This is a genomic window from Vogesella mureinivorans (assembly GCF_007644035.1).
Lineage (GTDB): Bacteria > Pseudomonadota > Gammaproteobacteria > Burkholderiales > Chromobacteriaceae > Vogesella > Vogesella mureinivorans.
In genome coordinates, this window is the sequence record NZ_VMTV02000178.1 from 270,023 (window position 1) to 292,443 (window position 22,421).

The 22,421-nt window shown below is 61.8% G+C and carries 20 protein-coding genes; 15 read left to right on the forward strand and 5 right to left on the reverse strand.

Annotation, left to right across the window (positions count from 1 at the left end; all coding sequences use genetic code 11):
- Positions 1 to 46 precede the first annotated feature (46 nt).
- Together FLQ44_RS07350 and folE2 are read left to right on the forward strand one after the other, a co-directional pair.
- Positions 47 to 1,336 carry an MgtC/SapB family protein gene (locus FLQ44_RS07350; RefSeq protein WP_147693858.1) on the forward strand — a complete coding sequence of 430 codons (1,290 nt, stop codon included), beginning with the start codon at positions 47 to 49 and terminating at the stop codon, positions 1,334 to 1,336.
- A gap of 134 nt (positions 1,337 to 1,470) precedes the next feature.
- Positions 1,471 to 2,262 (forward strand): GTP cyclohydrolase FolE2, encoded by a 792-nt coding sequence (folE2, locus tag FLQ44_RS07355; protein WP_147693859.1) that lies wholly within the window; start codon positions 1,471 to 1,473, stop codon positions 2,260 to 2,262.
- Between the two features lie 9 nt (positions 2,263 to 2,271).
- Here folE2 and FLQ44_RS07360 read toward each other — a convergent pair whose 3' ends face one another.
- Positions 2,272 to 3,060, reverse strand: coding sequence for an alpha/beta hydrolase (locus FLQ44_RS07360; RefSeq protein WP_147693860.1), 789 nt, complete (start codon positions 3,058 to 3,060; stop codon positions 2,272 to 2,274).
- 152 nt (positions 3,061 to 3,212) lie between these two features.
- Here FLQ44_RS07360 and dsbD point away from each other — a divergent pair, with 152 nt between their 5' ends.
- Positions 3,213 to 4,955, forward strand: a complete 1,743-nt coding sequence (gene dsbD / locus FLQ44_RS07365; RefSeq protein WP_147693861.1) for a protein-disulfide reductase DsbD — start codon at positions 3,213 to 3,215, stop codon at positions 4,953 to 4,955.
- A gap of 90 nt (positions 4,956 to 5,045) precedes the next feature.
- On the opposite strand, the gene FLQ44_RS07370 is transcribed toward dsbD, so the two are convergent.
- Genes FLQ44_RS07370 through FLQ44_RS07380 form a run of 3 tightly spaced genes read right to left on the reverse strand, consistent with a single transcriptional unit; the run spans position 5,046 to position 7,811 of the window.
- Entirely contained in the window at positions 5,046 to 6,188 is a 1,143-nt protein-coding gene (locus FLQ44_RS07370; protein ID WP_147693862.1) for an acyl-CoA dehydrogenase family protein, read from the reverse strand.
- Entirely contained in the window at positions 6,179 to 6,568 is a 390-nt protein-coding gene (locus FLQ44_RS07375; protein ID WP_147693863.1) for a hypothetical protein, read from the reverse strand. Before FLQ44_RS07375 ends, FLQ44_RS07370 begins: the two co-directional genes overlap by 10 nt.
- Before the next feature lie 58 nt (positions 6,569 to 6,626).
- A complete protein-coding gene (locus FLQ44_RS07380) occupies positions 6,627 to 7,811 on the reverse strand; it encodes an acetyl-CoA C-acyltransferase (protein WP_147693864.1) in 1,185 nt (394 codons plus the stop codon).
- Positions 7,812 to 8,029: 218 nt separating this feature from the next.
- Between FLQ44_RS07380 and FLQ44_RS07385 the strand changes: the two genes are divergently transcribed.
- On the forward strand, positions 8,030 to 8,449 hold the full coding sequence (locus tag FLQ44_RS07385; protein ID WP_147693865.1) for a VOC family protein: 420 nt from the start codon (positions 8,030 to 8,032) through the stop codon (positions 8,447 to 8,449).
- A 9-nt stretch (positions 8,450 to 8,458) separates the two neighbouring features.
- On the forward strand, positions 8,459 to 8,773 hold the full coding sequence (locus FLQ44_RS07390; protein WP_147693866.1) for an isochorismate lyase: 315 nt from the start codon (positions 8,459 to 8,461) through the stop codon (positions 8,771 to 8,773).
- A 105-nt stretch (positions 8,774 to 8,878) separates the two neighbouring features.
- Here the strand turns inward: FLQ44_RS07390 and FLQ44_RS07395 are convergent, their stop codons facing one another.
- Complete coding sequence (locus tag FLQ44_RS07395; RefSeq protein WP_147693867.1) at positions 8,879 to 9,283, reverse strand: MerR family transcriptional regulator; 405 nt, start codon at positions 9,281 to 9,283, stop codon at positions 8,879 to 8,881.
- A gap of 205 nt (positions 9,284 to 9,488) precedes the next feature.
- Between FLQ44_RS07395 and FLQ44_RS07400 the strand changes: the two genes are divergently transcribed.
- From FLQ44_RS07400 to FLQ44_RS07445, 10 genes are all read left to right on the forward strand, one after another.
- Complete coding sequence (locus FLQ44_RS07400; RefSeq protein WP_147693868.1) at positions 9,489 to 10,337, forward strand: 3-hydroxybutyryl-CoA dehydrogenase; 849 nt, start codon at positions 9,489 to 9,491, stop codon at positions 10,335 to 10,337.
- A 304-nt stretch (positions 10,338 to 10,641) separates the two neighbouring features.
- Complete coding sequence (locus FLQ44_RS07405) at positions 10,642 to 12,624, forward strand: AMP-binding protein (RefSeq protein ID WP_147693869.1); 1,983 nt, start codon at positions 10,642 to 10,644, stop codon at positions 12,622 to 12,624.
- Positions 12,621 to 13,409 (forward strand): ABC transporter ATP-binding protein, encoded by a 789-nt coding sequence (locus tag FLQ44_RS07410; RefSeq protein ID WP_147693870.1) that lies wholly within the window; start codon positions 12,621 to 12,623, stop codon positions 13,407 to 13,409. Before FLQ44_RS07405 ends, FLQ44_RS07410 begins: the two co-directional genes overlap by 4 nt.
- Before the next feature lie 108 nt (positions 13,410 to 13,517).
- Entirely contained in the window at positions 13,518 to 14,405 is an 888-nt protein-coding gene (locus FLQ44_RS07415) for a branched-chain amino acid ABC transporter permease (protein ID WP_147693871.1), read from the forward strand.
- A gap of 3 nt (positions 14,406 to 14,408) precedes the next feature.
- The gene (locus tag FLQ44_RS07420; RefSeq protein WP_147693872.1) at positions 14,409 to 15,473 is read left to right on the forward strand and encodes a branched-chain amino acid ABC transporter permease; all 1,065 of its coding nucleotides are present in this window, start codon (positions 14,409 to 14,411) and stop codon (positions 15,471 to 15,473) included.
- 104 nt (positions 15,474 to 15,577) lie between these two features.
- Entirely contained in the window at positions 15,578 to 16,885 is a 1,308-nt protein-coding gene (locus FLQ44_RS07425; RefSeq protein WP_147693873.1) for an ABC transporter substrate-binding protein, read from the forward strand.
- 56 nt (positions 16,886 to 16,941) lie between these two features.
- Positions 16,942 to 17,760 (forward strand): ABC transporter ATP-binding protein, encoded by an 819-nt coding sequence (locus FLQ44_RS07430; RefSeq protein ID WP_147693874.1) that lies wholly within the window; start codon positions 16,942 to 16,944, stop codon positions 17,758 to 17,760.
- Positions 17,761 to 18,092: 332 nt separating this feature from the next.
- Complete coding sequence (locus tag FLQ44_RS07435) at positions 18,093 to 19,328, forward strand: phenylacetate--CoA ligase family protein (protein ID WP_147693875.1); 1,236 nt, start codon at positions 18,093 to 18,095, stop codon at positions 19,326 to 19,328.
- 199 nt (positions 19,329 to 19,527) lie between these two features.
- Positions 19,528 to 21,027, forward strand: a complete 1,500-nt coding sequence (locus FLQ44_RS07440) for a CoA-acylating methylmalonate-semialdehyde dehydrogenase (protein WP_147693876.1) — start codon at positions 19,528 to 19,530, stop codon at positions 21,025 to 21,027.
- A 213-nt stretch (positions 21,028 to 21,240) separates the two neighbouring features.
- The gene (locus FLQ44_RS07445; RefSeq protein WP_147693877.1) at positions 21,241 to 22,401 is read left to right on the forward strand and encodes an acyl-CoA dehydrogenase family protein; all 1,161 of its coding nucleotides are present in this window, start codon (positions 21,241 to 21,243) and stop codon (positions 22,399 to 22,401) included.
- The last annotated feature ends 20 nt before the right edge of the window (positions 22,402 to 22,421 follow it).

Consider the following 22,421-nt stretch of genomic DNA (forward strand, 5'->3'; position numbering starts at 1 on the left):
CGCGCTGCAGGCCTTTTTTCTTGCCCATCGTCTACAGGATAAAACCATGACAAACCTGGACGTACACCACTGGCTGCACCTGGCCAACACCCCTTATGCCGCGCTACCCATGCTGCTGTCCAGCCTGGGTATCGGCCTGCTGATTGGCGTAGAGCGCGAACGCAAGCGCCGCGTGCTGGCCGGCATCCGCACCTTTCCGCTGGTCAGCCTGCTGGGCACCATGCTGGCCATGCTGGCGGCGCAGTCCACCCTGCCCTGGCTGATGCCGGCCGGGCTGCTGGCGGTGGCCATGCTGGGCTTTCTGCCGCTGGGTAACAGCGGCAGCGAAAGCGCGGCCCCCGAGCCGCGCACCACCTCGGTGACTGCGCTGCTGGTGGCGTATACGCTGGGGTTGATGGTGGGGCTGGGCAATACCGAGCTGGCCATTGCGCTGGGCATCATCACCACCGGCCTGCTTTACCTGAAGCCGGAACTGTCCAATTTTTCCAACCAGCTGGAGCGGCAAGACCTGCTGTCGCTGCTGCAGTTTGCCGCGCTCACCTTCATCATCCTGCCGATTTTGCCGAACCAGGGCTTTGGCCCCTACCTGGCGTTTAACCCGCACCGCATCTGGCTGCTGGTAGTGCTGATTGTGGGCGTGGGCCTGGCTGGCTACCTGGCGGTAAAGATTCTGGGCGAACGCGTGGGCGCGCCCGTGCTGGGCATACTGGGCGGGCTGGTATCCACCACGGCCACCAGCCTGGTGTACGCGCGCGAGGCGGCGGCCAACCCGGGTTCGCTGCGGCTGGCCACGCGGGTGATCCTGCTGGCCAATATGGTGCTGTTCGTGCGGCTATCGGTGCTGGCACTGGCCATTGCCCCCACCAGTATTCGCAGCGTAGCCAGCATGATGCTGCCCGCGCTGCTGGCCGGCCTGGCCACCCTGTTTATCCTGGGCAAACGGCAAGCGCAGCAGGAAAACGCCCCCGAGCTCACGCTGAAAAACCCGGCCAAACTCAGCATTGCCCTGGGCTTTGCCGCCATGTTTGCCGTGGTGATGCTGTGCTCGGCCTGGCTGCGCGACCTGTTTGGCGAAAGCGGCCTGTACGTGGTGGCGCTGGTTTCCGGCCTGAACGATGTAGACGCCATCAGCCTCACCGCACTAGAGCTGTTTGGCCAGCAGCAGCTGGCCACCACGCCGCTATTGGTGACGATCGCGCTGGCGGTGTTCAGCAATACCGTGTTCAAGTTCGGGCTGATCGCCAGCATAGGCGGCGCCAGCCTGGCACGGGCCTGCGCCCCAGCGCTGGCCATGTCCATGCTGGGCATGCTGGCGGGGCTGTGGGGCGCTACCTAGCCCGCATGCGGCCAACCTTTGGCAGGCCCACCGGGTAGCAGCCCGGTGGGCCTGCTGCTTTGCGGCACTAATGCGTGACAGATTGCATCGAATCATTTATGTTATACCATAACATTTTTAATCGAATCGCCATCATGCCGCACACTGCCATCCCCGATGTACAAAGCCACCAAGACCTGCGCCACATCCCTATCCGCGAGGTGGGCATCAAGGGCCTGCGCCACCCGCTCAGCCTGCGCCAGGCCGATGGCGTGGTGCAGCATACCGTGGCCGACTGCCAGCTGACGGTAGCGCTGCCGGCCACGCAGAAAGGCACGCATATGTCGCGCTTTGTGGCGCTGCTGCACGAGCAGCACACCCCGCTGGATGGCGCCGGTTTCGAGGCGCTGGTACGCGCCACTGCCATACGGCTGGAAAGCGATAGCGCGCACATCCGCCTGAGCTTTCCGTACTTTCTGGGCAAAACGGCGCCGGCCTCTGGTGTGGCCAGCCTGCTGGACTATCAGGTGTGCCTGGATGGCCGCCTAGCGCACGGCCACTACCAGTACCGGCTGCAGGTAACGGTGCCAGTCACCAGCCTGTGCCCGTGCTCCAAGCAGATTTCGCGCTACGGCGCGCACAATCAGCGCTCGCATATCTGCATCGACGCCGAGGCCGATAATGCGCTAGCGGCGGAAACGCTGATTGCTATCGCCGAGGCCCAGGCGTCGTGCCAGCTGTACGGCCTGCTGAAACGCAGCGACGAAAAAGTCGTTACCGAGCAAGCCTACGACAACCCCAAATTCGTGGAAGACCTGGTGCGCGACGTGGCCGGGGCGCTGCGGCAGCAGCCGCTGGTGCGGCATTTTGTGGTGACATCGGAAAACTTCGAGTCCATCCACAACCACTCGGCCTACGCCCGCATCGACAGCCGCGACCTGGCCTGATGCGCCAGGCTAGGGCTGCAACAAGCCCAGCACAAACGCGGCGGTGGCCTGCGGCTGCTCCATGGGAAACAGATGGCTACCCGGGTGCCAGTGAATCTGCGCGCCAAAGTACTTCTGCATGAAGGTCAGGTCACTGGGGCCGGTGACATCACTGCCCGCGCCGGCCACATAGTGCATGGGCACCTGTAGTTGGCCGCGTAGCTGCCAGTAGTGGTGCGGCAAGGTGCCATAGATATCGTGCTCCACCTGCGGGCGGAACAGCAGGCGCCGCCCGCCCTCGCCATTGTCTTCGGTACCCAGCTCGGCGTAGTCGTGCAACACCTCGGGCGCCCAGCGGGCGAAGGCTGGCTTGCGGGCAAAGTAGTCGTATACCGACGTAACACTGGCCCAGTTGTCACGCCGCTTCAGGGTGCCTGTGCCGCCAGGGGTAACGTTCTGGATAAAGCCCAGGCGCTTCGCCAGCCAAATGCCGAAAGCACGCTGCGGCGACAGCAGCGGCGAATCCAGCAGCACCACGCTGCGAAACAGCTCCGGGGCACGCACAGCCGACAGAAACAGCAACACACCGCCCAGCGAGTGCCCTACCCCATGCACCGGCCCCGCATAGTGCGCGCGCATGTACGCCACCATTTCTTCTACCAGCTGCGGCCAACAGTCTGTCACCGGGTAGCGGGTGTCGTGCCCGCTGCACGGCAGAAAGCCCACCTCATAGCCGGCGTCCTGCCACACGGCATGCAGCTGGCGGTAGATGGGTGCCGGAAAACTGTTGGCGTGGGCAAAGTGAATGGTTTTATGCATATTGTTCTCCTCTGCATCGCATATTAGCGCAAGCAAACACTTGTTTACATGCCAACTGCCCACCCTGTGCGGGCTATGATAAGCTGCAGCCGCCCCGGAACACCGACGCCGGGTTGCGGTCTACCCTGTTCATTACCCTGCCTGCCCCTACCATGCCTGCACTGTTGCGCCTGTTTCACTGGCTATTCCCCCTGTTAATACTGATGGCGGCGCTGCCCGCACGCGCCCTGAACCCGGACGAGCTGCTGCCACCGGAAAAAGCCTTTGCCGCCAGCGTGGAGCAACAGGGCCAGCAGTTACGCGTGCACTTCGACATCGCCAAAGGCTACTACCTGTACCGCGACCGCACGCGCTTTGCCAGCCAGCCGGCCGGTGTACTGGGCACGCCGCAGCTGCCCGCAGGCGAGGCCAAGCAAGACCCGTACTTTGGCCTGCAGCAGGTTTACCACCAGCGCGTTACCGTGACGCTGCCGCTGACTGGCCCCATCAACCCCGACACCTTTACCCTGCTGGCCACCATCCAGGGCTGTGCCGATGCCGGCCTGTGCTACCCGCCGTATACCCATCAGCTCAAGATTGGCGATAACAAGCTGGGCGACTGGCTAAGCCCGGCCACGCCAGGCGATAGCACCCCGCTGAGCCGTCAACAACTGTGGGCGACGTTGGCCGCGTTCTTACTGGCCGGCTTGGGCATGGCCTTTACCGCCTGCATGTACCCACTGCTACCCATTGTGTCCAGCATGGTGGCCGGACAGGGTAGCAAGCTCAACAAAACCCGCGGCTTTGTGCTGACCTTTACCTACGTGCAAGGCCTGGCGCTAACCTATACCGCCGTGGGCGTGATCGCCGGCAAAACCGGCAGCCTGCTGACCGTGTGGCTACAGCAGCCCGCCGTGATACTGGCCGCCAGCGCGCTGATGGTGGTGTTTGCGCTGGGCATGTTCGACCTGATTACCATCCAGCTGCCCTCTGCCCTGCAAAGCCGGCTGGCAAACCAGAGCAACAAACTGGGCGGCGGCCGCCTGGCCAGCGTGTTTGCCATGGGTGCGCTATCGGCGCTGCTGGTCGGCCCGTGCGTAGCCCCGCCGCTGGCGCTGGCGCTGGGCTATATCGGCCAGACTGGCGATGCACTGCTGGGCGGGGCGGCACTGTACGCCATGGCCATGGGCCTGGGCCTGCCGCTATTGCTGGTAGGCACCTTTGGCGGCCACCTGCTGCCACGGGCCGGGGCCTGGATGCAGCAGGTGAAATACACCTTTGGCGTGGTGATGCTGGGCGTGGCCATCTGGATGGCCGGCCCCTTCCTGCCGGTGTGGCTCACCATGCTGCTGTGGGCTGCGCTGGCGCTAGGCAGTGCCTGGTGGCTGCTGCTTAGCCCGCAGCGCCCGGCCGCTCGTGGCATGGGTCTGTGGGTAGTACGCCTGCTGGCGGCGGCACTGGCGGTGGCCGGGCTGCTGCAAGTACTGGGCGCAGTGACCGGCGCGCCATCGCCACGCCTGCCACTAGCCGGTATCTGGCAAGGCCAACTGGCCGCCAAGCCGGCTTTCCAGCGCATTGCCAACAGCACCGAACTGGACGCAGCACTGGCGCAGGCCCAAGCGGCCGGCCAGCCGGTCATGCTGGATTTCTACGCCGACTGGTGCGTGAGCTGCATCGAGATGGAAGAAACCACCTTCCGTGACCCGGCCATTGCCAGCCGTATGGGCAAGCTGCGCCTGCTACAGGCTGATGTCACCGCCAATAACGCCGAGCACCAGGCGCTGCTGAAGCGCTTTGACCTGTACGGCCCGCCCGGCATCATGCTGTACAACGCGCAGGGCGAACTGGTGCACAAGGTCATTGGCTACCAGAACGCCGACGACTTTGCCGCGTCGCTGGGCCTGGTTGGCCGCTAAGCTCGCCCCTGTTTAAAGCAGCAAGGGCCGGTGCGTGCACCGGCCCTTGCTACGTCTGCCCTGCGGCCAACGTTGGCCGCAGGCTGCCCGCTAGTTCAGCCCGTCTTCCAGCGCACGGGCGATCACCAGCTTCTGCACGTCCGAGGTGCCTTCGTAGATCTGCGCCACGCGCACGTCACGGTAAATGCGCTCTACCGGGTAGTCGCTCAGGTAGCCGTAGCCACCCAGCGTCTGGATAGCGGCCGAGCACACTGCCTCGGCCATTTCGGACGCGATAAGCTTGGCCATGCTGGATTCCTTCAGGCAGGGCTTGCCGGCGTCTTTCAGCGTAGCGGCGTGCCACACCAGCTGGCGGGCAGCTTCCAGCCGTGCCGCCGCCTCGGCCAGGCGAAAACCCACCGCCTGGTGGCGGATGATGGGCTGGCCAAAGGTGTGGCGCTCGGTAGCGTAACGGGTGGCAAAATCCAGCGCTGCCCGCGCCATGCCCAGGCACTGCGCGGCAATGCCGATGCGGCCCGCTTCCAGGTTGGCCAGCGCAATCTTGTAGCCCTCGCCTTCTGCCCCCAGCCGGTGGCTGGCCGGCACGCGCACGTTGTCAAACACGATCTGGCAGGTGTCCGAGGCGTGCTGGCCCAGCTTGTCTTCTACCTTGGCCACGGTGTAACCGGGCGTGGCGGTAGGCACCAGAAAGGCGCTGATGCCTTTCTTGCCGGCTGCCGGGTCGGTTACCGCAAACACGATGGCCACGTCAGCGTGCTTGCCGTTGGTGATGAACTGTTTTACGCCGTTGATGACGTAATCGTCGCCATCACGCACGGCGCGGCTGCGCAGGTTGGCCGCATCGGACCCGGCATCCGGCTCGGTCAGGCAAAACGCCGATACCCACTCGCCACGGGCGATGCGGCGCAAAAAGGTGTCTTTCTGCCAGTCGTTGCCAAAACGCTCGATCGGGCCACAGCCCACCGAGTTGATGACCGAAATGATGGTGGACAGCGCGCCGTCACCGGCGGCAATGTCCTCGATCACGGCGGCCAGTGTCAGGTAGTCAAACCCTGCGCCATCCCAATCCGGCGACACTGTCAGGCCGAAGCACCCCAGCTCGCCCAGGCCGCTCAGCGCCTGGCGCGGAAAAGTATGCTCGCGGTCCCACGCTGCCGCATGCGGCGCCACCTCGCTGGTGACGAAGCGGCGTACCGCGTCCACTACCTGTTCCTGCTCTGTAGTCAGCAACATGCTGATTCCTTTTGCTTTTTGTGCGTGATATTGCTCAGCCCTGCCTTTGCAGGCAAAGGCAAAACCTTTTTGCCACGAAAGACACGAAAAAACACGAACGAAAGACCACCGAGATCGCCACCCATACGGTGTTTTCCGTGGCTTCTGCGGCTAAATGTTTGCGTGTACCGTGTGCCGCCGAATAGCAGGGCGAGCGCTGCTTTTGCTACAAAAAACACACCACTTGGCTGCAAGCCGGCTGCTCGCTTTCGTGCTTTTGTGGGTTTCGTGGCAAAGAATCCCCAGCTCGTACAATGCAATTCCGGTACACGCGAAAAAACTTTTCTGCCACGAAAGACACGAAAAAACACGAACGAAAGACCATCGGGATCGCCGCCCATTCGGTGTTTTTCGTGGCTAAAAACATCTGCCCGCGTGTTTCCGTGGCAAAAACCACCCTTACACCAGCTCCACCGCCATAGCGGTAGCTTCGCCGCCGCCAATGCACAGGCTGGCCACGCCACGCTTGCCGCCGCGCGCCTGCAGGGCAGCAATCAGCGATACCACAATACGGGCACCGGATGCGCCAATGGGGTGGCCCAGTGCGCAGGCACCGCCGTTTACGTTGACCTTGGCGTGCGGCAGGCTCAGGTCCTGCATAGCGGCCATCGCCACCACGGCAAAGGCTTCGTTGATTTCGAACAGGTCTACGTCATCCGCCGTCCAGCCGGTTTTGGCAAACAGCTTCTGCATGGCACCCACCGGCGCGGTAGAGAACCAGGCCGGCTCGTGTGCGTGGGTGCTGTGGCCCACAATGCGCGCCAGTGGCTGCAGGCCCTGTGCCACGGCATCGCTTTCGCGCATCAGCACCAGCGCGGCTGCACCGTCGGAAATGGAGCTGGCGTTGGCCGGGGTCACGGTGCCGTCTTTCTTGAACGCAGGCTTCAGCGTGGGGATTTTGTCCAGATTAGCCTTCAGCGGCTGCTCGTCCTGCAGCACCACCTCTTCGCCCTTGCGGCTGGCCACGGTCACCGGGGCGATTTCGCCGGCAAAGGCGCCGCTGGTAATGGCTTGCTGCGCGCGGGTTAGCGAGGCAATAGCGTATTCGTCTTGCGCCACACGGCTAAACCCGTATTTCTCGGCGCAAGCTTCGGCAAATACCCCCATCAGCTGGCCTTTGTCGTAGGCATCTTCCAGCCCATCCAGGAACATATGGTCCTTGATCTCGGCGTGGCCCAAGCGCAGGCCGGTGCGCACCTTGGGCATCACATATGGTGCATTGCTCATGCTTTCCATGCCGCCCGCCACCATCACCTTGGCCGCACCGGCTTTCAGCAGGTCATTGGCCAGCATCAGCGCCTTCATGCCCGACCCGCACATCTTGTTGATGGTGGTGGCGCCCGCCGATAGCGGCAGCCCGCCTTTGATGGCAGCTTGGCGCGCAGGCGCCTGGCCCTGGCCCGCTGGCAGCACGCAGCCCATGATCACTTCTTCAACGGCCTCCGGTGCGATACCGGCACGCGCTACTGCCGCGCGGATCGCCACTGCACCCAGCTCGCTGGCGCTCTGGCCGGCAAAAACGCCCTGAAAACCACCCATGGCAGTACGCGCCATACCGACAATCACGATTGCTTCGTTGTTCATGGTTCAAGCCTCCGGTTAGATAACGCTTACGTTAACGTAAACTTGCCGTGAAATTCAAGCCCCGTGCAGCCGTGCTGTGGCGTAGACACCGCAGATCACATGGCATCATCATGCAATACAGCAGCACCATCACCCACCACTCAGACACCAGGCAAACCGCCACCGGGCTGCTGGCCAAGCGCGACCTTACAGACCAACCAGCCCACACGGGAGACACTATGTTTTCGCACCTCTGCATCGGCATCAACGACTTCGACCGCGCCCTCGCCTTCTACCGCCCGCTGATGCAGGCGCTGGGCATCCGCGAGCGCTTTTGCGACCCGTCACGCCCGTGGGCGGGCTGGCAAAGCGAGCCCGGCCCGCGCCCGCTATTGCTGATCGGCAAGCCGCTGGACGGCGCCGCAGCCACCCCAGGCAACGGCCAGACTATCGCCCTGCTGGCCACCACGCGCCGCCAGGTAGACGCCGCCTACCGGGAGGCACTGACGCACGGCGGCCGCTGCGAAGGCGCACCCGGCCTGCGCCCGCACTACCACCCGCATTATTACGGCGCCTACTTCCGCGACCCGGATGGCAACAAGCTATGCGTGGCGTGCCATGAAGCAGAAAACCAAGACACCCCATCGAATAGCCTGTAAGGAAAACGCATGCACATCAAGAACAAGCGCTCACCCGAGCAATGCACCAGCATGGATGACATCCGCGCCGAGATAGACCTGCTTGACCGCACCGTGGTCAGCCTTATCGGCCAGCGTTACAAATACGTGCTTGCCGCAGCAAAGTTCAAAACATCGGCCACCGCAGTACGCGCCCCGGAGCGCTTCAAAGCCATGCTGGCACAACGGCGACACTGGGCTGAGCAAGAGGGCCTGAGCGCAGAGGCTATCGAGCGCCTGTTCACAGACCTGGTGAATCACTTCATCGAGAAAGAAATGCAACATTGGCGGCAACAGCAAACATGAGCTGCCGCCACGCCAAGCCAGCCCTGCCACCCTCACACTGGCGCGCACAAAAAAAGCCGCAGCAAATGCTGCGGCTTTGGCATGGTACCCATCACATCGGCTGGCTTATTCCGGCAGCCCGCCGCTGCGCTTTTCCATCCAGTTCTCGCACTGCGCCTTCAACTGGCCTATTTCGCGCAGTACCAGCTGGATGTCCTGCATCTGCTGCGTGAGCTGCTGCTCGCGACGGCTGAGAATATCGACAAACTTGGTGAGCTGCGGCTCGTCGTTGCTGGCCGCATCGTACAGCTCGAATAGCTCGCGGATCTCCAGCAGCGACAAACCGATGCGCTTGCCGCGCAGGGTCAGCATCAGGCGCACGCGGTCGCGGCGCGAGTAGATACGGCGCTGGCCCTGGCGTTCGGGCGTGAGCAGGCCTTCCGACTCGTAAAAGCGGATGGCACGGGTCGTTACATCAAACTCCTGTGCCAGCTCGGAAATGCTGAATGTGCGGTCTGCTGCGGCAGTCACGACGTCTCCTGGTTCGGTCACTGCGGTGGGTGGGCGCTAATGAAGCGACGCGCAATTGTAATACGGCAAAGCAACACAGGCACGCAGGGCGTAACGGCAGCTACAAACCGAAACACGCAATGCACCACTGGTGACAGCATAGATTACGTTAACGTAAACTGGAACTTGTTGTTAAACGTTTTGTTCTACAAACAGGAGACACGTAATGACCTCTCGTATCGTAGGCGTAGTAGGCGCCGGCACTATGGGCAATGGTATTGCCCAAGTATTTGCCCAAGCAGGCTTTGATGTGATCATGGCCGATGTGTCACAAAGTGCACTGGATCGCGGCCTGGCGGCCATCAGTAACAGCCTGAGCCGCCTAGTGAAAAAAGGCACACTCAGCGATAGCCAAGCCGTATTGATTCTGTCGCGCATCCGCGGCTGCACCCAGCTTGCCGAGCTGGCCGCCTGCGAGCTGGTCGTAGAGGCGGCTACAGAAAACGCACAGATCAAGGAAAAGATTTTTCGCGAACTAGCCAGTGCCGTGCCCACCAGCACCATCCTGGCGTCCAACACCTCGTCCATCTCGCTTACCACCATTGCCGCCTGGGTGGCGGCGCCAGAGCGCGTTATCGGCATGCATTTCATGAACCCGGTGCCGGTGATGCAGCTAGTGGAAATCATCCGCGCCCTGCAAACCAGCGACGACACCCATGCCCGCATCCACGCCTTGAGCCTGGAGCTGGGCAAGACACCAGTGACAGTTAAAGACGGCGCCGGCTTTGTATCCAACCGCGTACTGATGCCCATGATCAACGAGGCTGCTTTTGTGCTGTACGAAAACCTGGCCGCCGCCGAAGACATCGACACCGTGATGAAGCTGGGCATGAACCACCCCATAGGGCCGCTGGCGCTGGCCGACCTGATAGGCCTGGATACCTGCCTGTCCATCATGGACATTTTGCACCGCGAATTTCGCGACTCCAAATACCGTGCCTGCCCGCTACTGGTGCAGCTAGTCGCTGCAGGCCACCTGGGCCGCAAGAGCGGAAAAGGCTTTTATCGTTATTGATCAAGCACTTCCGTCACGACCAAAAAGCCGTGACGGAAGTACCACATGACGCAGTGCAATATTTCACCAGCGCATCATAATCCCGTTGCGCAAAACTGAGCATTTGCTTTAGTTTACAGTCATTAAGTTGACGTTTACGTCAACGACAAGGCCAAAAGCCTTGCACCATTCGCGCAGCCTACCCCCGCTGCCACCCTATCTGTTCCGGTTTTACCGTACTACCCCATGCGAAGCCCCACCAGAGGGCAGGTTGTATCTCGGCCGCCCGATGCGGCCAACACAAGAACACAGGAGACACAGAGAGATGGCAAAGCCTGAATCCATACGCCCTGCCCTGGCGCAAGAAAGTGTGGCCGACACCTTTCCCAAGCTGCTGCAGGCCCACGCCAAAGAGCGTAGCGCCCGCCCGGCCATGCGTGAAAAAGACCTGGGCATATGGCAAACCTGGAGCTGGGACGAAGTGGCCATAGAAGTACGCGCACTGGCACTGGGCCTGGCCGCCAAGGGCTTCAAGCGCGGCGACCGGCTGGCAGTAATAGGCGACAACCGCCCGCGCCTGTATATGGCCATCATGGCGGCACAATGCATGGGCGGCGTACCGGTACCGCTCTACCAGGATGCAGCAGCAGAAGAAATGGTATTTGTGCTGTCAGACGCCGAAGTCAGCATGGCAGTAGTAGAAGACCAAGAGCAGGTAGACAAGCTGCTGGAAATCCGTGACCGCCTACCAGCCCTGCAAACCATCGTGTACGACGACCCGCGTGGCATGCGCCATTATCAGCACGATGGCGTGTACGACATGGCCGAGATTCTGGGTGCCGGCCGCATTCATCACGACGAACACCCCCTGTTTTTCCAGAGCATGGTAGACATGGGCCGCGGAAGCGACCCGGCCATCATGCTGTACACCAGCGGCACCACCGGCAACCCTAAAGGCGTGCTGCATACCTACGACAGCATGATCATTACCGCACGCAATGCGGCCAACCTGGAAGGCCTGACCGAGCACGAAGAAGTACTGGCCTACCTGCCCATGGCCTGGGTGGGCGACAACCTGTTTTCCTACGCCCAGTCACTGGTAGTCGGCTTTTGCGTATCGTGCCCGGAAAGCAGCGATACCGTGATGACCGACATGCGCGAGATCGGCCCCAGCTACTATTTTGCCCCGCCACGCGTGTACGAAAACCTGCTGACCCAAGTGATGATCCGCATGGAAGACGCCGGCCGCTTCAAATACTGGCTGTTCCACTACTTCATGAACCATGCGCGCCGCGTAGGTACCGATATTCTGGAAGGCAAGCCGGTAGGCTTCTGGGATCGCGTGGGCTACAAGCTGGGCGAGTATCTGGTGTACGGGCCGGTAAAAAACGTGCTGGGCTTTACCCGCCTGAAACTGGCCTACACCGCCGGCGAGGCCATCGGGCCCGAGCTGTTCGACTTCTACCGCGCCATCGGCGTGAACATCAAGCAGCTGTACGGCCAGACCGAAGCCTACGTAATGGTATGCGTGCACCCCAATGACAAGGTGAAACCAGACACGGTTGGCGTGCCGGTACCGGGCGTAGAGGTAAAAATTGCCGACAACGGCGAAGTACTGTTCCGTGGCCCAGGCACCTTCCATAGCTACTGGAAGCGCCCGGATGCCACCAGCGAAACCCGCAACGCCGAAGGCTGGGTGTTCAGCGGTGATGCCGGCTACTTCGACGAAGATGGCCAGCTGAAAATCATCGATCGCGCCAAAGACGTAGGCCGGCTGACCGACGGCAGCCTGTTTGCCCCCAAATACCTGGAAAACAAGCTGAAGTTCTTTCAGCACATCAAGGAAGTGGTGGCGTTTGGCGATGGCCAGGGCTACACCACCGCCTTCATCAATATCGATCTCACCGCCGTAGGCAACTGGGCGGAAAAACGCGGCATGGCCTACACCGGCTACACCGATCTGGCCGCACAGGCACCGGTGTACGAGCTGATCCGCGAGTGCATCGAAAAAATGAACGCCACCCTGGCGCGCGACCCCAAGCTGCACGGCAGCCAGATCAAGCGCTTCCTGATTCTGCACAAGGAGCTGGATGCCGACGATGGCGAGCTCACCCGCACCCGCAAAGTGCGCCGCAAGTTCATTGCAGAACGCTACGCCCCGCTGATCGAAGCCCTGTACAACGGCAGCCAGGCATGCAGCATCGATACCGTGGTGAAATTCGAAGATGGCCGCAGCGGCAACCTGCGCGCCACACTGCAGATTCGCGACGCCAAGACCTACACCGCCACGACCCCGGAGGCCGCATGACCCAGCACCGCAAAATCGGCGACGTTATCCTGCAGGCCGAGGCGATATCGCTATCCTTTGGCGGCGTAAAAGCCCTATCCAATATCAGCCTGGAAGTACGCGAGCACGAGATCCTATCCATTATTGGCCCCAATGGCGCTGGTAAAAGCTCCATGCTGAACGTGATCAACGGTGTCTACCACCCGCAGCAAGGCCACGTGGTGTACCGCGGCAAGGCACGCGATCGCATGCACCCGCACGAGGCCGCGCGCCAGGGCATTGCCCGCACCTTTCAGAACATTGCGCTATTCAAGGGCATGAGTGTGCTGGACAACATCATGACCGGGCGCAACCTGAAAATGCGCGCCAACTTTATCCAGCAAGCACTGTACTGGGGCCGCGCCCAGCGCGAGGAAAACACCCAGCGCGCTTATGTGGAAAAAATCATCGACTTTCTGGAAATCCAGCATATCCGCAAAACCCCGGTGGGCCGCCTGCCCTACGGCCTGCAAAAGCGCGTAGAGCTGGCGCGAGCACTGGCAGCCGAGCCCACCATGTTGCTGCTGGATGAACCCATGGCCGGCATGAACGTGGAAGAAAAACAGGATATGTGCCGCTTTGTTCTGGATGTGAACGACGAGTTCGGCACCACCATCGTGCTGATCGAGCACGATATGGGCGTGGTGATGGACATATCCGATCGCATCATCGTACTGGATTACGGCAAGAAAATCGGCGACGGCACACCGGATGAGATCCGCGTCAACCCGGACGTTATCGCAGCCTACCTAGGCGGCAGCCACTAACCCCATAGCTTGCAGCCACACCGTACCCGCGCGGCACGGGGCCCTCTTCTTGCCTACGGCAAGAACAAAGGCATGAAAAGTTGGCCGCAAGCATGAAAGGAGCAAGTCATGGAATGGCAGTTTTTTCTGGAGGTGCTGGTGGGCGGCCTGCTCGCCGGCGTGATGTACTCGCTGGTAGCGCTAGGTTTTGTGCTGATTTACAAAGCGTCCGGCGTATTCAACTTTGCCCAGGGCGCGATGGTGCTGTTTGCCGCGCTGTCTTTCGTTTCGATCCAGGACATGGGCGTGCCGTTCTGGCTGGCACTGCTGCTGACCCTGGTACTCATGGTGCTACTGGGCGTGGGTATTGAACGAGTGGTGCTGCGCCCGCTGGTCAACCAGCCCCCCATCACCCTGTTCATGGCCACTATCGGCTTGTCTTTCTTCCTGGAAGGCCTGGCGCAGATGGTATGGGGCACCAATGTGCACGGCCTGGAACTGGGCATTGCCGATGAGCCGTTTGATGTAGGCGGGGTGTTCATTTCCAAGTTCGACCTGTTTGCTGCCGCCGTGTGCGGCACCCTGGTGGCCACATTGGCCCTGTTCTTCAGCAAGACCAAGCTGGGCCGGGCATTGCGCGCAGTGGCCGACGATCACCAGGCAGCCATGTCGGTGGGCATTCCACTCAAACACATCTGGGCCATCGTATGGGGGGTGGCGGGCTTTGTGGCGCTGGTTGCCGGCCTGCTGTGGGGCTCGCGCCTGGGGGTGCAGTTTGCCCTGACCCTGGTGGTACTGAAGGCGCTGCCGGTGCTGATTCTGGGCGGCTTCACCTCGATACCGGGTGCCATTGTCGGCGGCCTGATCATCGGGGCGGGCGAGAAGCTGGCCGAGGTCTATCTGGGGCCTTTCCTGTCCGGCGGCATCGAAAACTGGTTCCCGTACATGCTGGCATTGCTGTTCCTGCTGGTGCGCCCGGAAGGCCTGTTCGGCGAAAAACACATCGAGAGGGTGTAAACCATGTTCTACCGTGAATCGGGGCAGTTCAAGAGCAGCTACGCGGCAGACTCTGCCATCTTTACCATCGCGCAGGACCGGGTGTTCATCGCAGCCCTGCTGGCCCTGTCTTTTGTGGCCGTACCGGGCCTGGCCAGCGACTACCTGCTGTCCGGCATTCTGATCCCCTTCCTGATCCTGTCTCTGGCGGCACTGGGGCTGAACATCCTCACCGGCTACGCTGGCCAGCTGTCGCTGGGCTCGGCAGCGTTCATGGCGGTAGGCGCATTTGCCACTTACAACTTCATGGTGCGCCTGCCTGGCATGCCCTTGCTGCTGGCGCTGTTGCTGGGCGGCTTGTGTGCTGCGCTGGTGGGCGTGGCCTTCGGCTTGCCATCACTACGCATCAAGGGCTTTTACCTGGCCGTCGCCACCCTGGCCGCACAATTCTTCATCGAGTGGGTATTCACCAAGTTTGGCTGGTTCAGCAACTACAGCAGCTCCGGCGTGATCAGCGCCCCGGCCATGCAGATCTTCGGCTACCCCATCGACACCCCGGCCAGCAAATACCTGCTGACGCTGTCCATCGTGGCCTTCATGGCGCTGGCGGCCAAAAACATGGCCCGCGCCAGCATAGGCCGCGCCTGGATGGCGGTACGCGATATGGACGTGGCCGCCGAAGTTATCGGCATTCCCATGCTGCGTACCAAGCTACTGGCCTTTGCCATCAGCTCGTTCTACTGCGGTGTGGCCGGCGCGCTGTACGCCTTTGTGCTGCTGGGTACGGTGGATGCCCAGGCCTTCGACCTGCACCGCTCCTTCCAGATCCTGTTCATGATCATCATTGGTGGCGTGGGCAGCATTCTGGGGTCCTTCCTCGGTGCCGCTTTCATCGTATTACTGCCCATCTGCCTGAACCTCATCGGCCAGGTGTTTCACGGTGCCATCAGCACGCAGTTCCTGGCCAACCTGGAAATGATGCTGTTTGGCGGCCTGATCATTTTCTTCCTGATCGTCGAGCCACACGGCCTGGCGCGGCTGTGGCAAATCACCAAGGAGAAACTGCGCGTTTGGCCGTTCCCGCATTAACCCCCCAGCCGCCCCACCTGCAGGCGGGGCGGTAACCGGTATGAAAAAGGTTGGCCGCAAGCCAGCCATAACGCAGCAACACAACAAGACCTGGAGAGAGAACCATGAAGCAGACCCTCATCGCAGCATCCCTGGTACTGGCCACTATCGCAGGTAGCGCCCTGGCAGCCGACCAGTTCATCCCTATTCCCAGCTACCGCGTCGGCCCTTACGCCTCTGGTGGCGCCAAGTTTTACGGCGGCATGATCGACTACCTGAACTACGTCAACATGAAAGAAGGCGGCGTGGGTGGGGTAAAGCTGACCTACGAAGAGTGTGAAACCGAATACAAGAACGACCGCGGCGTAGAGTGCTACGAGCGCCTGAAAGCCAAAAACGGCGGCGCCAGCGCCTTCAACTTCATGTCCACCGGCATTACTTACGCCGTGATGGACCGCGCCGAGAAAGATCAAATCCCGCTGATGACCATGGGCTTTGGCCGCGCCGACGCGCAGGATGGCCGCGCCTTCAAGTACACCTTCCCGCTGATTACCAGCTACTGGAGCCAGGCCACTGCCAAGATCCAGTTTATCGGCCAACGCCTGGGCGGCATGGACAAACTGCGCGGCAAAAAGATCGTCAACCTTTACCACGGCTCGGCCTACGGCAAGGAAACCATCCCGGTACTCGATGCCATGGCCACGAAACATGGCTTCGAGCTGAAACACATCGAGGTGCCAGCCCCCGGCACAGAGCAACAATCGCAGTGGCTGGATATTCGCCGCGAGCAGCCAGACTTCGTGGTACTGCGCAGCTGGGGCGTGATGACGCCGGCAGCGCTGAAGTCGGCACAACGAGTGGGCTACCCGCGTGAACAAATCGTGTCCAACTGGTGGGGTGGGTCGGAAGAAGACGCCATCGCCGCAGGTGACGCCGCCAAGGGGTATATCGCAGGCAGCTTTGCACTGGATGGCAAGCAATTCCCACTGATTCAGGACATTGAAAAGGTGGTATATGGCGCAGGCAAAGGCAACCTGTCGGACAAGGGCTATATCGGCACTGTCAACTATAACCGTGGCGTGGTGAGCGGCCTGCTGATGGTAGAAGCCATTCGTGCCGCACAGAAGAAATACGGCGCCAAGACCCTGACCGGTGACCAGGTACGCTGGGGCATGGAGAACATCAATATCGATGCCAAGCGCCAGAAGGCGCTGGGCGTGAGCGATATGTTCCCGCAGGTACGCACCAGCTGCCAGAACCACGAAGGCAGCGGCTACACCCGCTTCATGCAGTGGGACGGCAAAGACTGGAAGCCGGTATCGGGCTGGATCAAGGCCGACACCAGCATCACGCAGCCACTGATCAAGGCCTCGGTTGAAAAATACGTGAAGGAAAAAGGCATCACCCTGCGTAACTGCAACGCCGAGAAATAATCACTGCACACAACCTGGCCGGGGCACCTCGCCCTGGCCACGGACGGAGCCATGCCATGCACGCTACGCCTAGCCCATACCTGCTGTCGGTCAACAATATCGAAGTCATCTACAACCACGTGATTCTGGTACTCAAAGGCGTATCGCTAGACGTACCGGAAGGCCAGATCGTGGCCCTGCTGGGCGCCAATGGCGCCGGCAAAAGCACCACCTTGAAAGCCATTTCCACCCTGCTGCGCTCCGAGCGCGGCGACGTTACCAAGGGCAGCATCGCGTTTCGCGGCCAACGTATCGACGCGCTGACACCAGACCAGCTGGTGCGCCAGGGCGTGGTACAGGTCATGGAAGGCCGCCACTGCTTTGGCCACCTCACCGTGGAAGAAAACCTGCTTACCGGTGCCTACACCCGCAGCATCAGCCGCAGTGAAATCAAGCTGGCACTGGAGCGCATCTATCACTACTTCCCGCGCCTGAAAACCCGCCGCCAAAGCCAGGCGGGCTACACCAGCGGCGGCGAACAGCAAATGGTGGCCATCGGCCGCGCCATGATGGCTGACCCGCGCATGATTCTGCTGGATGAACCGTCGATGGGGCTGGCACCACAGATTGTGGAAGAGATTTTCGAGATCGTGCGCGAGCTCAACGAAAAAGAAGGCGTCAGCTTTCTGCTAGCCGAACAGAATACCAATGTGGCACTGAAATACGCCCACTACGGTTACATCCTGGAAAACGGCCGTGTCGTGATGGACGGCAGCGCCGAAGAGCTGCGCAGCAACGAAGACGTCAAAGAATTCTACCTGGGCCTGGGTGGCGAAGGGCGCAAGAGCTTCCGCGACGTCAAACACTACCGTCGCCGCAAACGCTGGCTGGCGTGATTTTTTGCCACGAAACTCACGAAAAACACGAAAAAAAGCCCTGCATGCCAAGAAAGCTTGGCTCGCATTGCCACCACGCATTGGCCAGCACAGGCCGAGCGACCAGGTCGCTTGATTCAGTTCGTGGTGCGCTTGTCGAACCATAAATAGAATCAAGCAGCACAGATTCATGCCGCGCCGCCCTAAAGCAGTGTCAGCACCATGCATGACGTATATCACGCAGCCTTATCACGGCCGGTGTGGGCGCTTATTCGTGTTCTTTCGTGGGGTTTGTGGCCAAAAACAGCTTCCGTGACCGCCACCAAGCATCCAACCACAAGGAAACCGCCACCATGCCCCACCTCGACGCACTGGAAACTCGCCCGCATAGCGAAAGGTTGGCCGCGCTGCTGGCGCGGCTGCCAGCGCAGCTAGCCCACGCCAAGACGTGCAGCCCGGCCTATGCCAGCCTGCTGGCCGATACAGACTGCCACCGCATTACCAGCCTGGCGGCGCTAGCCACCTTGCCGCTCACGCGCAAGTCCGCGCTGTTGGCCGCGCAGCAGGCCAGCCCGCCATTTGGCGGCTTTGCCGCATTACAGCCCAGCCAGGCCGCCCGGCTATTTGCCTCCCCCGGGCCACTATACGAACCACAAGGCCACGAAGCCGACAGCTGGCGCATGAGCCGCGCGCTGTACGCCGCCGGCTTCCGCCCCGGCGATGTGGTGCATAACGGGTTTTCCTACCACTTCACCCCTGGCGGCTGGATGATGGACGCAGGCGCCCGCGCGCTAGGCTGCGCCGTGTTTCCCGGCGGCACCGGGCAAACCGAGCTGCAAGTGCAGGCCATGCGTGACTTGGGCGCAAGCGGCTACACCGGCACGCCATCCTTCCTGAAACTGATACTGGAAAAAGCCGACGAGCTAGGCGTTGCCCTGCCCCGGCTAAACAAAGCCCTGGTCAGCGGCGAAGCACTGCCCGCCAGCCTGCGCAGCTGGTTTGCCGGGCGCGGCATTACCGTGTACCAGTGCTATGCCACCGCTGACCTGGGCTTGATCGCCTATGAAAGCGCCCCCGGCAGCGGCATGGTGGTAGATGAAGAGGTTTTGCTGGAGCTGGTCAGCCCCGGCAGCGGCACCCCGGTAGCCGATGGCGAGGTAGGCGAAGTCGTTGTCACCAGCTTCAATGCCGCTTACCCGCTGATCCGCTTTGCCACCGGCGACCTGTCCGCCACCCTGCCCGGCCCCTCGCCCTGCGGGCGCAGCAATGTGCGCATCCAGGGCTGGCTGGGCCGTGCCGACCAAAGTGCCAAGGTGAAAGGCATGTTTGTCCACCCCGAGCAGGTACACGCCGTAGCAGCACGCTACCCCGCGCTAGGCCGCGTACGGCTGGTGATACAGCAGCACAACCACCTGGACTGCATGACACTGCACGCCGAACACCCCGGCCCGCACGACGCCGATCTGGCCGACAGCATCGCCGCCTCGCTACGCGAGCTCACCAAGCTGCGCGGCGAAGTGACGCTGTGCGCACCAGGCAGCCTGCCCAACGACGGCAAGATCATTGCCGACGAACGCAGCCTGAGCTAAGCCAAACAGGCCCGGCTTTCGTCGGGCTGACACCCTCACCCAAGCCTGTACCACTGCCGCCACAAGAACAGTGTTTTCCACGTGCGGCCAACATGCAATGTGGAAAAAACCAAGCACTTGCTTTAATTTAATACAAAATTGACGTTTACGTTAACGTACATTTAAACCGTACACAAACGGCCACCACAGGAGAACACCCATGTCGCACCTGCCCACCGTCAAGCTGCTCATCGGCGGCGAGTTTGTCGAATCCCGCACCACCGAATGGCGCGATATCGTGAACCCTGCCACCCAGGAAGTACTGGCACGCGTCCCCATGGCCACTGCCGACGAAGTGGCCGCCGCCATTGCTGCCGGCAAAACCGCCTTCAAGCGCTGGAAGAAAACGCCCATCGGCACCCGCGCCCGTATCTTCCTGAAGCTGCAGCAGCTGATCCGCGACAACATGAAAGAGCTGGCCGCCCTGCTCACCGCCGAACAAGGCAAAACCCTGGCCGACGCCGAGGGCGATATCTTCCGCGGCCTGGAGGTCGTCGAGCATGCGGCCAACATTGGTACGCTGCAGCTGGGCGAATACGCCGAAAACGTAGCCGGCAGTGTCGACACCTACACCGTCATGCAGCCGCTGGGCGTGTGCGCCGGCATTACCCCGTTCAACTTCCCGGCCATGATCCCGCTGTGGATGTTCCCCATGGCCATCGCCACCGGCAATACCTTCGTGCTGAAGCCATCCGAGCAGGACCCGCTGGTGACCATGCGCCTGGTAGAGCTGGCACTGGAAGCCGGCATACCGGCTGGCGTGCTGAACGTGGTACACGGCGGCCCGGACGTGGTGAACGCACTGTGCGACCACCCGGACATCAAGGCCATCAGCTTTGTTGGCTCCACCCGTGTGGGCACCCACGTTTACAACCGTGCCAGCCTGGCCGGCAAACGCGTGCAGTGCATGATGGGCGCCAAAAACCACGCTGTGGTACTGCCCGACGCCAACAAGGAACAAGCACTGAACCAGCTCACCGGCGCCGCCTTCGGTGCCGCAGGCCAGCGCTGCATGGCGCTGAGCGTGGCCATTCTGGTGGGCGAGGCGCAACAGTGGCTGCCCGATCTGGTGGCCAAGGCGCAAAGCCTGCGCGTGGGCGCCGGCATGGACAACCCGGACCTGGGCCCAGTGGTTAGCTGCGCGGCACAAGAGCGCATCCACAACCTGATCGGGAACGGCATAGCCGATGGTGCCACCCTGGTACTGGATGGCCGCAACGTCAGCGTAGCCGGCTACCCGGCAGGCAACTTTGTCGGCCCCACCATCTTTAGCGGCGTGAAACCCGGCATGAGCGTGTACGAGCAGGAAATCTTCGGCCCGGTGCTGTGCCTGATGGCCGCGGACACGCTGGACGACGCCATCGACCTGATCAACGCCAACCCCAATGGCAACGGCACCGCCATCTTTACCCAGAGCGGCGCGGCGGCTCGCCGCTTCCAGGAAGATATTGACGTAGGACACGTAGGGATCAACGTACCGATCCCCGTGCCGGTACCGCTATTCAGCTTTACCGGCTCGCGCGCCTCCAAACTGGGCGACCTGGGCCCCTACGGCAAACAGGTGGTGCTGTTCTACACGCAGACCAAAACCGTCACCAGCCGCTGGTTTGACGACGAAGCCAGCAGTGGCAAGGTACAAACCACCATCTCGCTGAAATAGGCCTGTTTAGCCACGTAAACCACGAAACGCACAAAAGCAGACAGCGCCGCCTCGCCTGGCGTGCGTTTCGTGGCCGACAGCAACACTATCCGCACCAAGGCCTGTTAACACTATTCGCCCTCCGCCTGGCATGGGAAAACTTCTCGAGCCTGCGCCGCAGCAAGAAATAGTGTTAACAGACCCCAACCCGGCCCATTCGACAAAGGATTCTTCATGGACTTTGCACTCAGCGACGAACAGCTGGCCTTTCAGGACAGCGCCCGCGAGTTTGCCCGCTGCGAGCTGGCACCGCATGCCGCGCACTGGGACGAGCAGGAAATCTTCCCGCTGGACGTACTGCGCCGCGCCGGCGAAATGGGCTTTTGCGGCCTGTACACCCCCACCGAATACGGCGGGCTGGGCCTGTCGCGGCTGGACGCCGCCATCATCTTCGAAGCGCTGTCCGGCGGCTGCACCAGCACCACCGCCTACCTCACCATCCACAATATGGTGAGCTGGTTGATAGGCAGCTTTGCCCACCCCGATGTGGCAGCCGCGTGGGCACCCGCGCTGGCTGCAGGCCACAAGTTCGGCAGCTACTGCCTGACCGAGCCGGGGGCCGGCTCCGATGCAGCCAGCCTGCGCACCCGCGCCGAACGCGACGGCGATGACTACGTACTGAACGGCAGCAAAGCCTTCATCAGCGGCGCCGGCAGTACCGACGTACTGGTAGTGATGGCACGGACTGGTGGCGCCGGTGCCAAGGGCATCTCGGCGCTGGTGGTACCGGCCGACCTGCCCGGCATCCACTACGGCAAGAAAGAAAAGAAAATGGGCTGGAACAGCCAGCCCACCCGCACCATCACCTTCGACAATGTGCGCGTGCCTGCGGCCAACCTGCTGGGGCAAGAAGGCCAGGGCTTTACCTTTGCCATGAAGGGGCTGGACGGCGGGCGCATCAATATCGCCACCTGCTCGGTGGGTACAGCCCAAGCAGCACTGGAGGCCGCCACCCGCTACGTACAGGAGCGCCAGCAGTTTGGCCAGCCGCTGGCCCAGCTGCAAAGCGTACAGTTCCGCCTGGCCGACATGGCCTGCGAGCTGATTGCCGCCCGCCAGATGGTACGCCTGGCCGCCTGGCAGCTGGACAACGCCAGCCCCGACGCCACCGCCTACTGCGCCATGGCCAAACGCCTGGCCACCGACACCGGCTTCAAGGTGGCCAACGAAGCGCTGCAACTGTTCGGCGGTTATGGCTATATCAAGGAGTACCCGCTGGAGCGCTACGTGCGCGACAACCGCGTACACCAGATACTGGAAGGCACCAACGAAATCATGCGCGTCATCACCGCACGCCGGCTGTTGCAGGATGGCGCGCTGGACAGTCTGCGCTAGCAATGAAAAGCAGATCAGCC

Bases quoted from the DNA above. Each gene is read 5' to 3' on its own strand.
- FLQ44_RS07350 (WP_147693858.1), top strand. From the start codon at position 47: ATGACAAACCTGGACGTACACCACTGGCTGCACCTGGCCAACACCCCT.
- folE2 (WP_147693859.1), top strand. From the start codon at position 1,471: ATGCCGCACACTGCCATCCCCGATGTACAAAGCCACCAAGACCTGCGC.
- FLQ44_RS07360 (WP_147693860.1), bottom strand. From the start codon at position 3,060: ATGCATAAAACCATTCACTTTGCCCACGCCAACAGTTTTCCGGCACCC.
- dsbD (WP_147693861.1), top strand. From the start codon at position 3,213: ATGCCTGCACTGTTGCGCCTGTTTCACTGGCTATTCCCCCTGTTAATA.
- FLQ44_RS07370 (WP_147693862.1), bottom strand. From the start codon at position 6,188: ATGTTGCTGACTACAGAGCAGGAACAGGTAGTGGACGCGGTACGCCGC.
- FLQ44_RS07375 (WP_147693863.1), bottom strand. From the start codon at position 6,568: ATGGGCGGCGATCCCGATGGTCTTTCGTTCGTGTTTTTTCGTGTCTTT.
- FLQ44_RS07380 (WP_147693864.1), bottom strand. From the start codon at position 7,811: ATGAACAACGAAGCAATCGTGATTGTCGGTATGGCGCGTACTGCCATG.
- FLQ44_RS07385 (WP_147693865.1), top strand. From the start codon at position 8,030: ATGTTTTCGCACCTCTGCATCGGCATCAACGACTTCGACCGCGCCCTC.
- FLQ44_RS07390 (WP_147693866.1), top strand. From the start codon at position 8,459: ATGCACATCAAGAACAAGCGCTCACCCGAGCAATGCACCAGCATGGAT.
- FLQ44_RS07400 (WP_147693868.1), top strand. From the start codon at position 9,489: ATGACCTCTCGTATCGTAGGCGTAGTAGGCGCCGGCACTATGGGCAAT.
- FLQ44_RS07405 (WP_147693869.1), top strand. From the start codon at position 10,642: ATGGCAAAGCCTGAATCCATACGCCCTGCCCTGGCGCAAGAAAGTGTG.
- FLQ44_RS07410 (WP_147693870.1), top strand. From the start codon at position 12,621: ATGACCCAGCACCGCAAAATCGGCGACGTTATCCTGCAGGCCGAGGCG.
- FLQ44_RS07415 (WP_147693871.1), top strand. From the start codon at position 13,518: ATGGAATGGCAGTTTTTTCTGGAGGTGCTGGTGGGCGGCCTGCTCGCC.
- FLQ44_RS07420 (WP_147693872.1), top strand. From the start codon at position 14,409: ATGTTCTACCGTGAATCGGGGCAGTTCAAGAGCAGCTACGCGGCAGAC.
- FLQ44_RS07425 (WP_147693873.1), top strand. From the start codon at position 15,578: ATGAAGCAGACCCTCATCGCAGCATCCCTGGTACTGGCCACTATCGCA.
- FLQ44_RS07430 (WP_147693874.1), top strand. From the start codon at position 16,942: ATGCACGCTACGCCTAGCCCATACCTGCTGTCGGTCAACAATATCGAA.
- FLQ44_RS07435 (WP_147693875.1), top strand. From the start codon at position 18,093: ATGCCCCACCTCGACGCACTGGAAACTCGCCCGCATAGCGAAAGGTTG.
- FLQ44_RS07440 (WP_147693876.1), top strand. From the start codon at position 19,528: ATGTCGCACCTGCCCACCGTCAAGCTGCTCATCGGCGGCGAGTTTGTC.
- FLQ44_RS07445 (WP_147693877.1), top strand. From the start codon at position 21,241: ATGGACTTTGCACTCAGCGACGAACAGCTGGCCTTTCAGGACAGCGCC.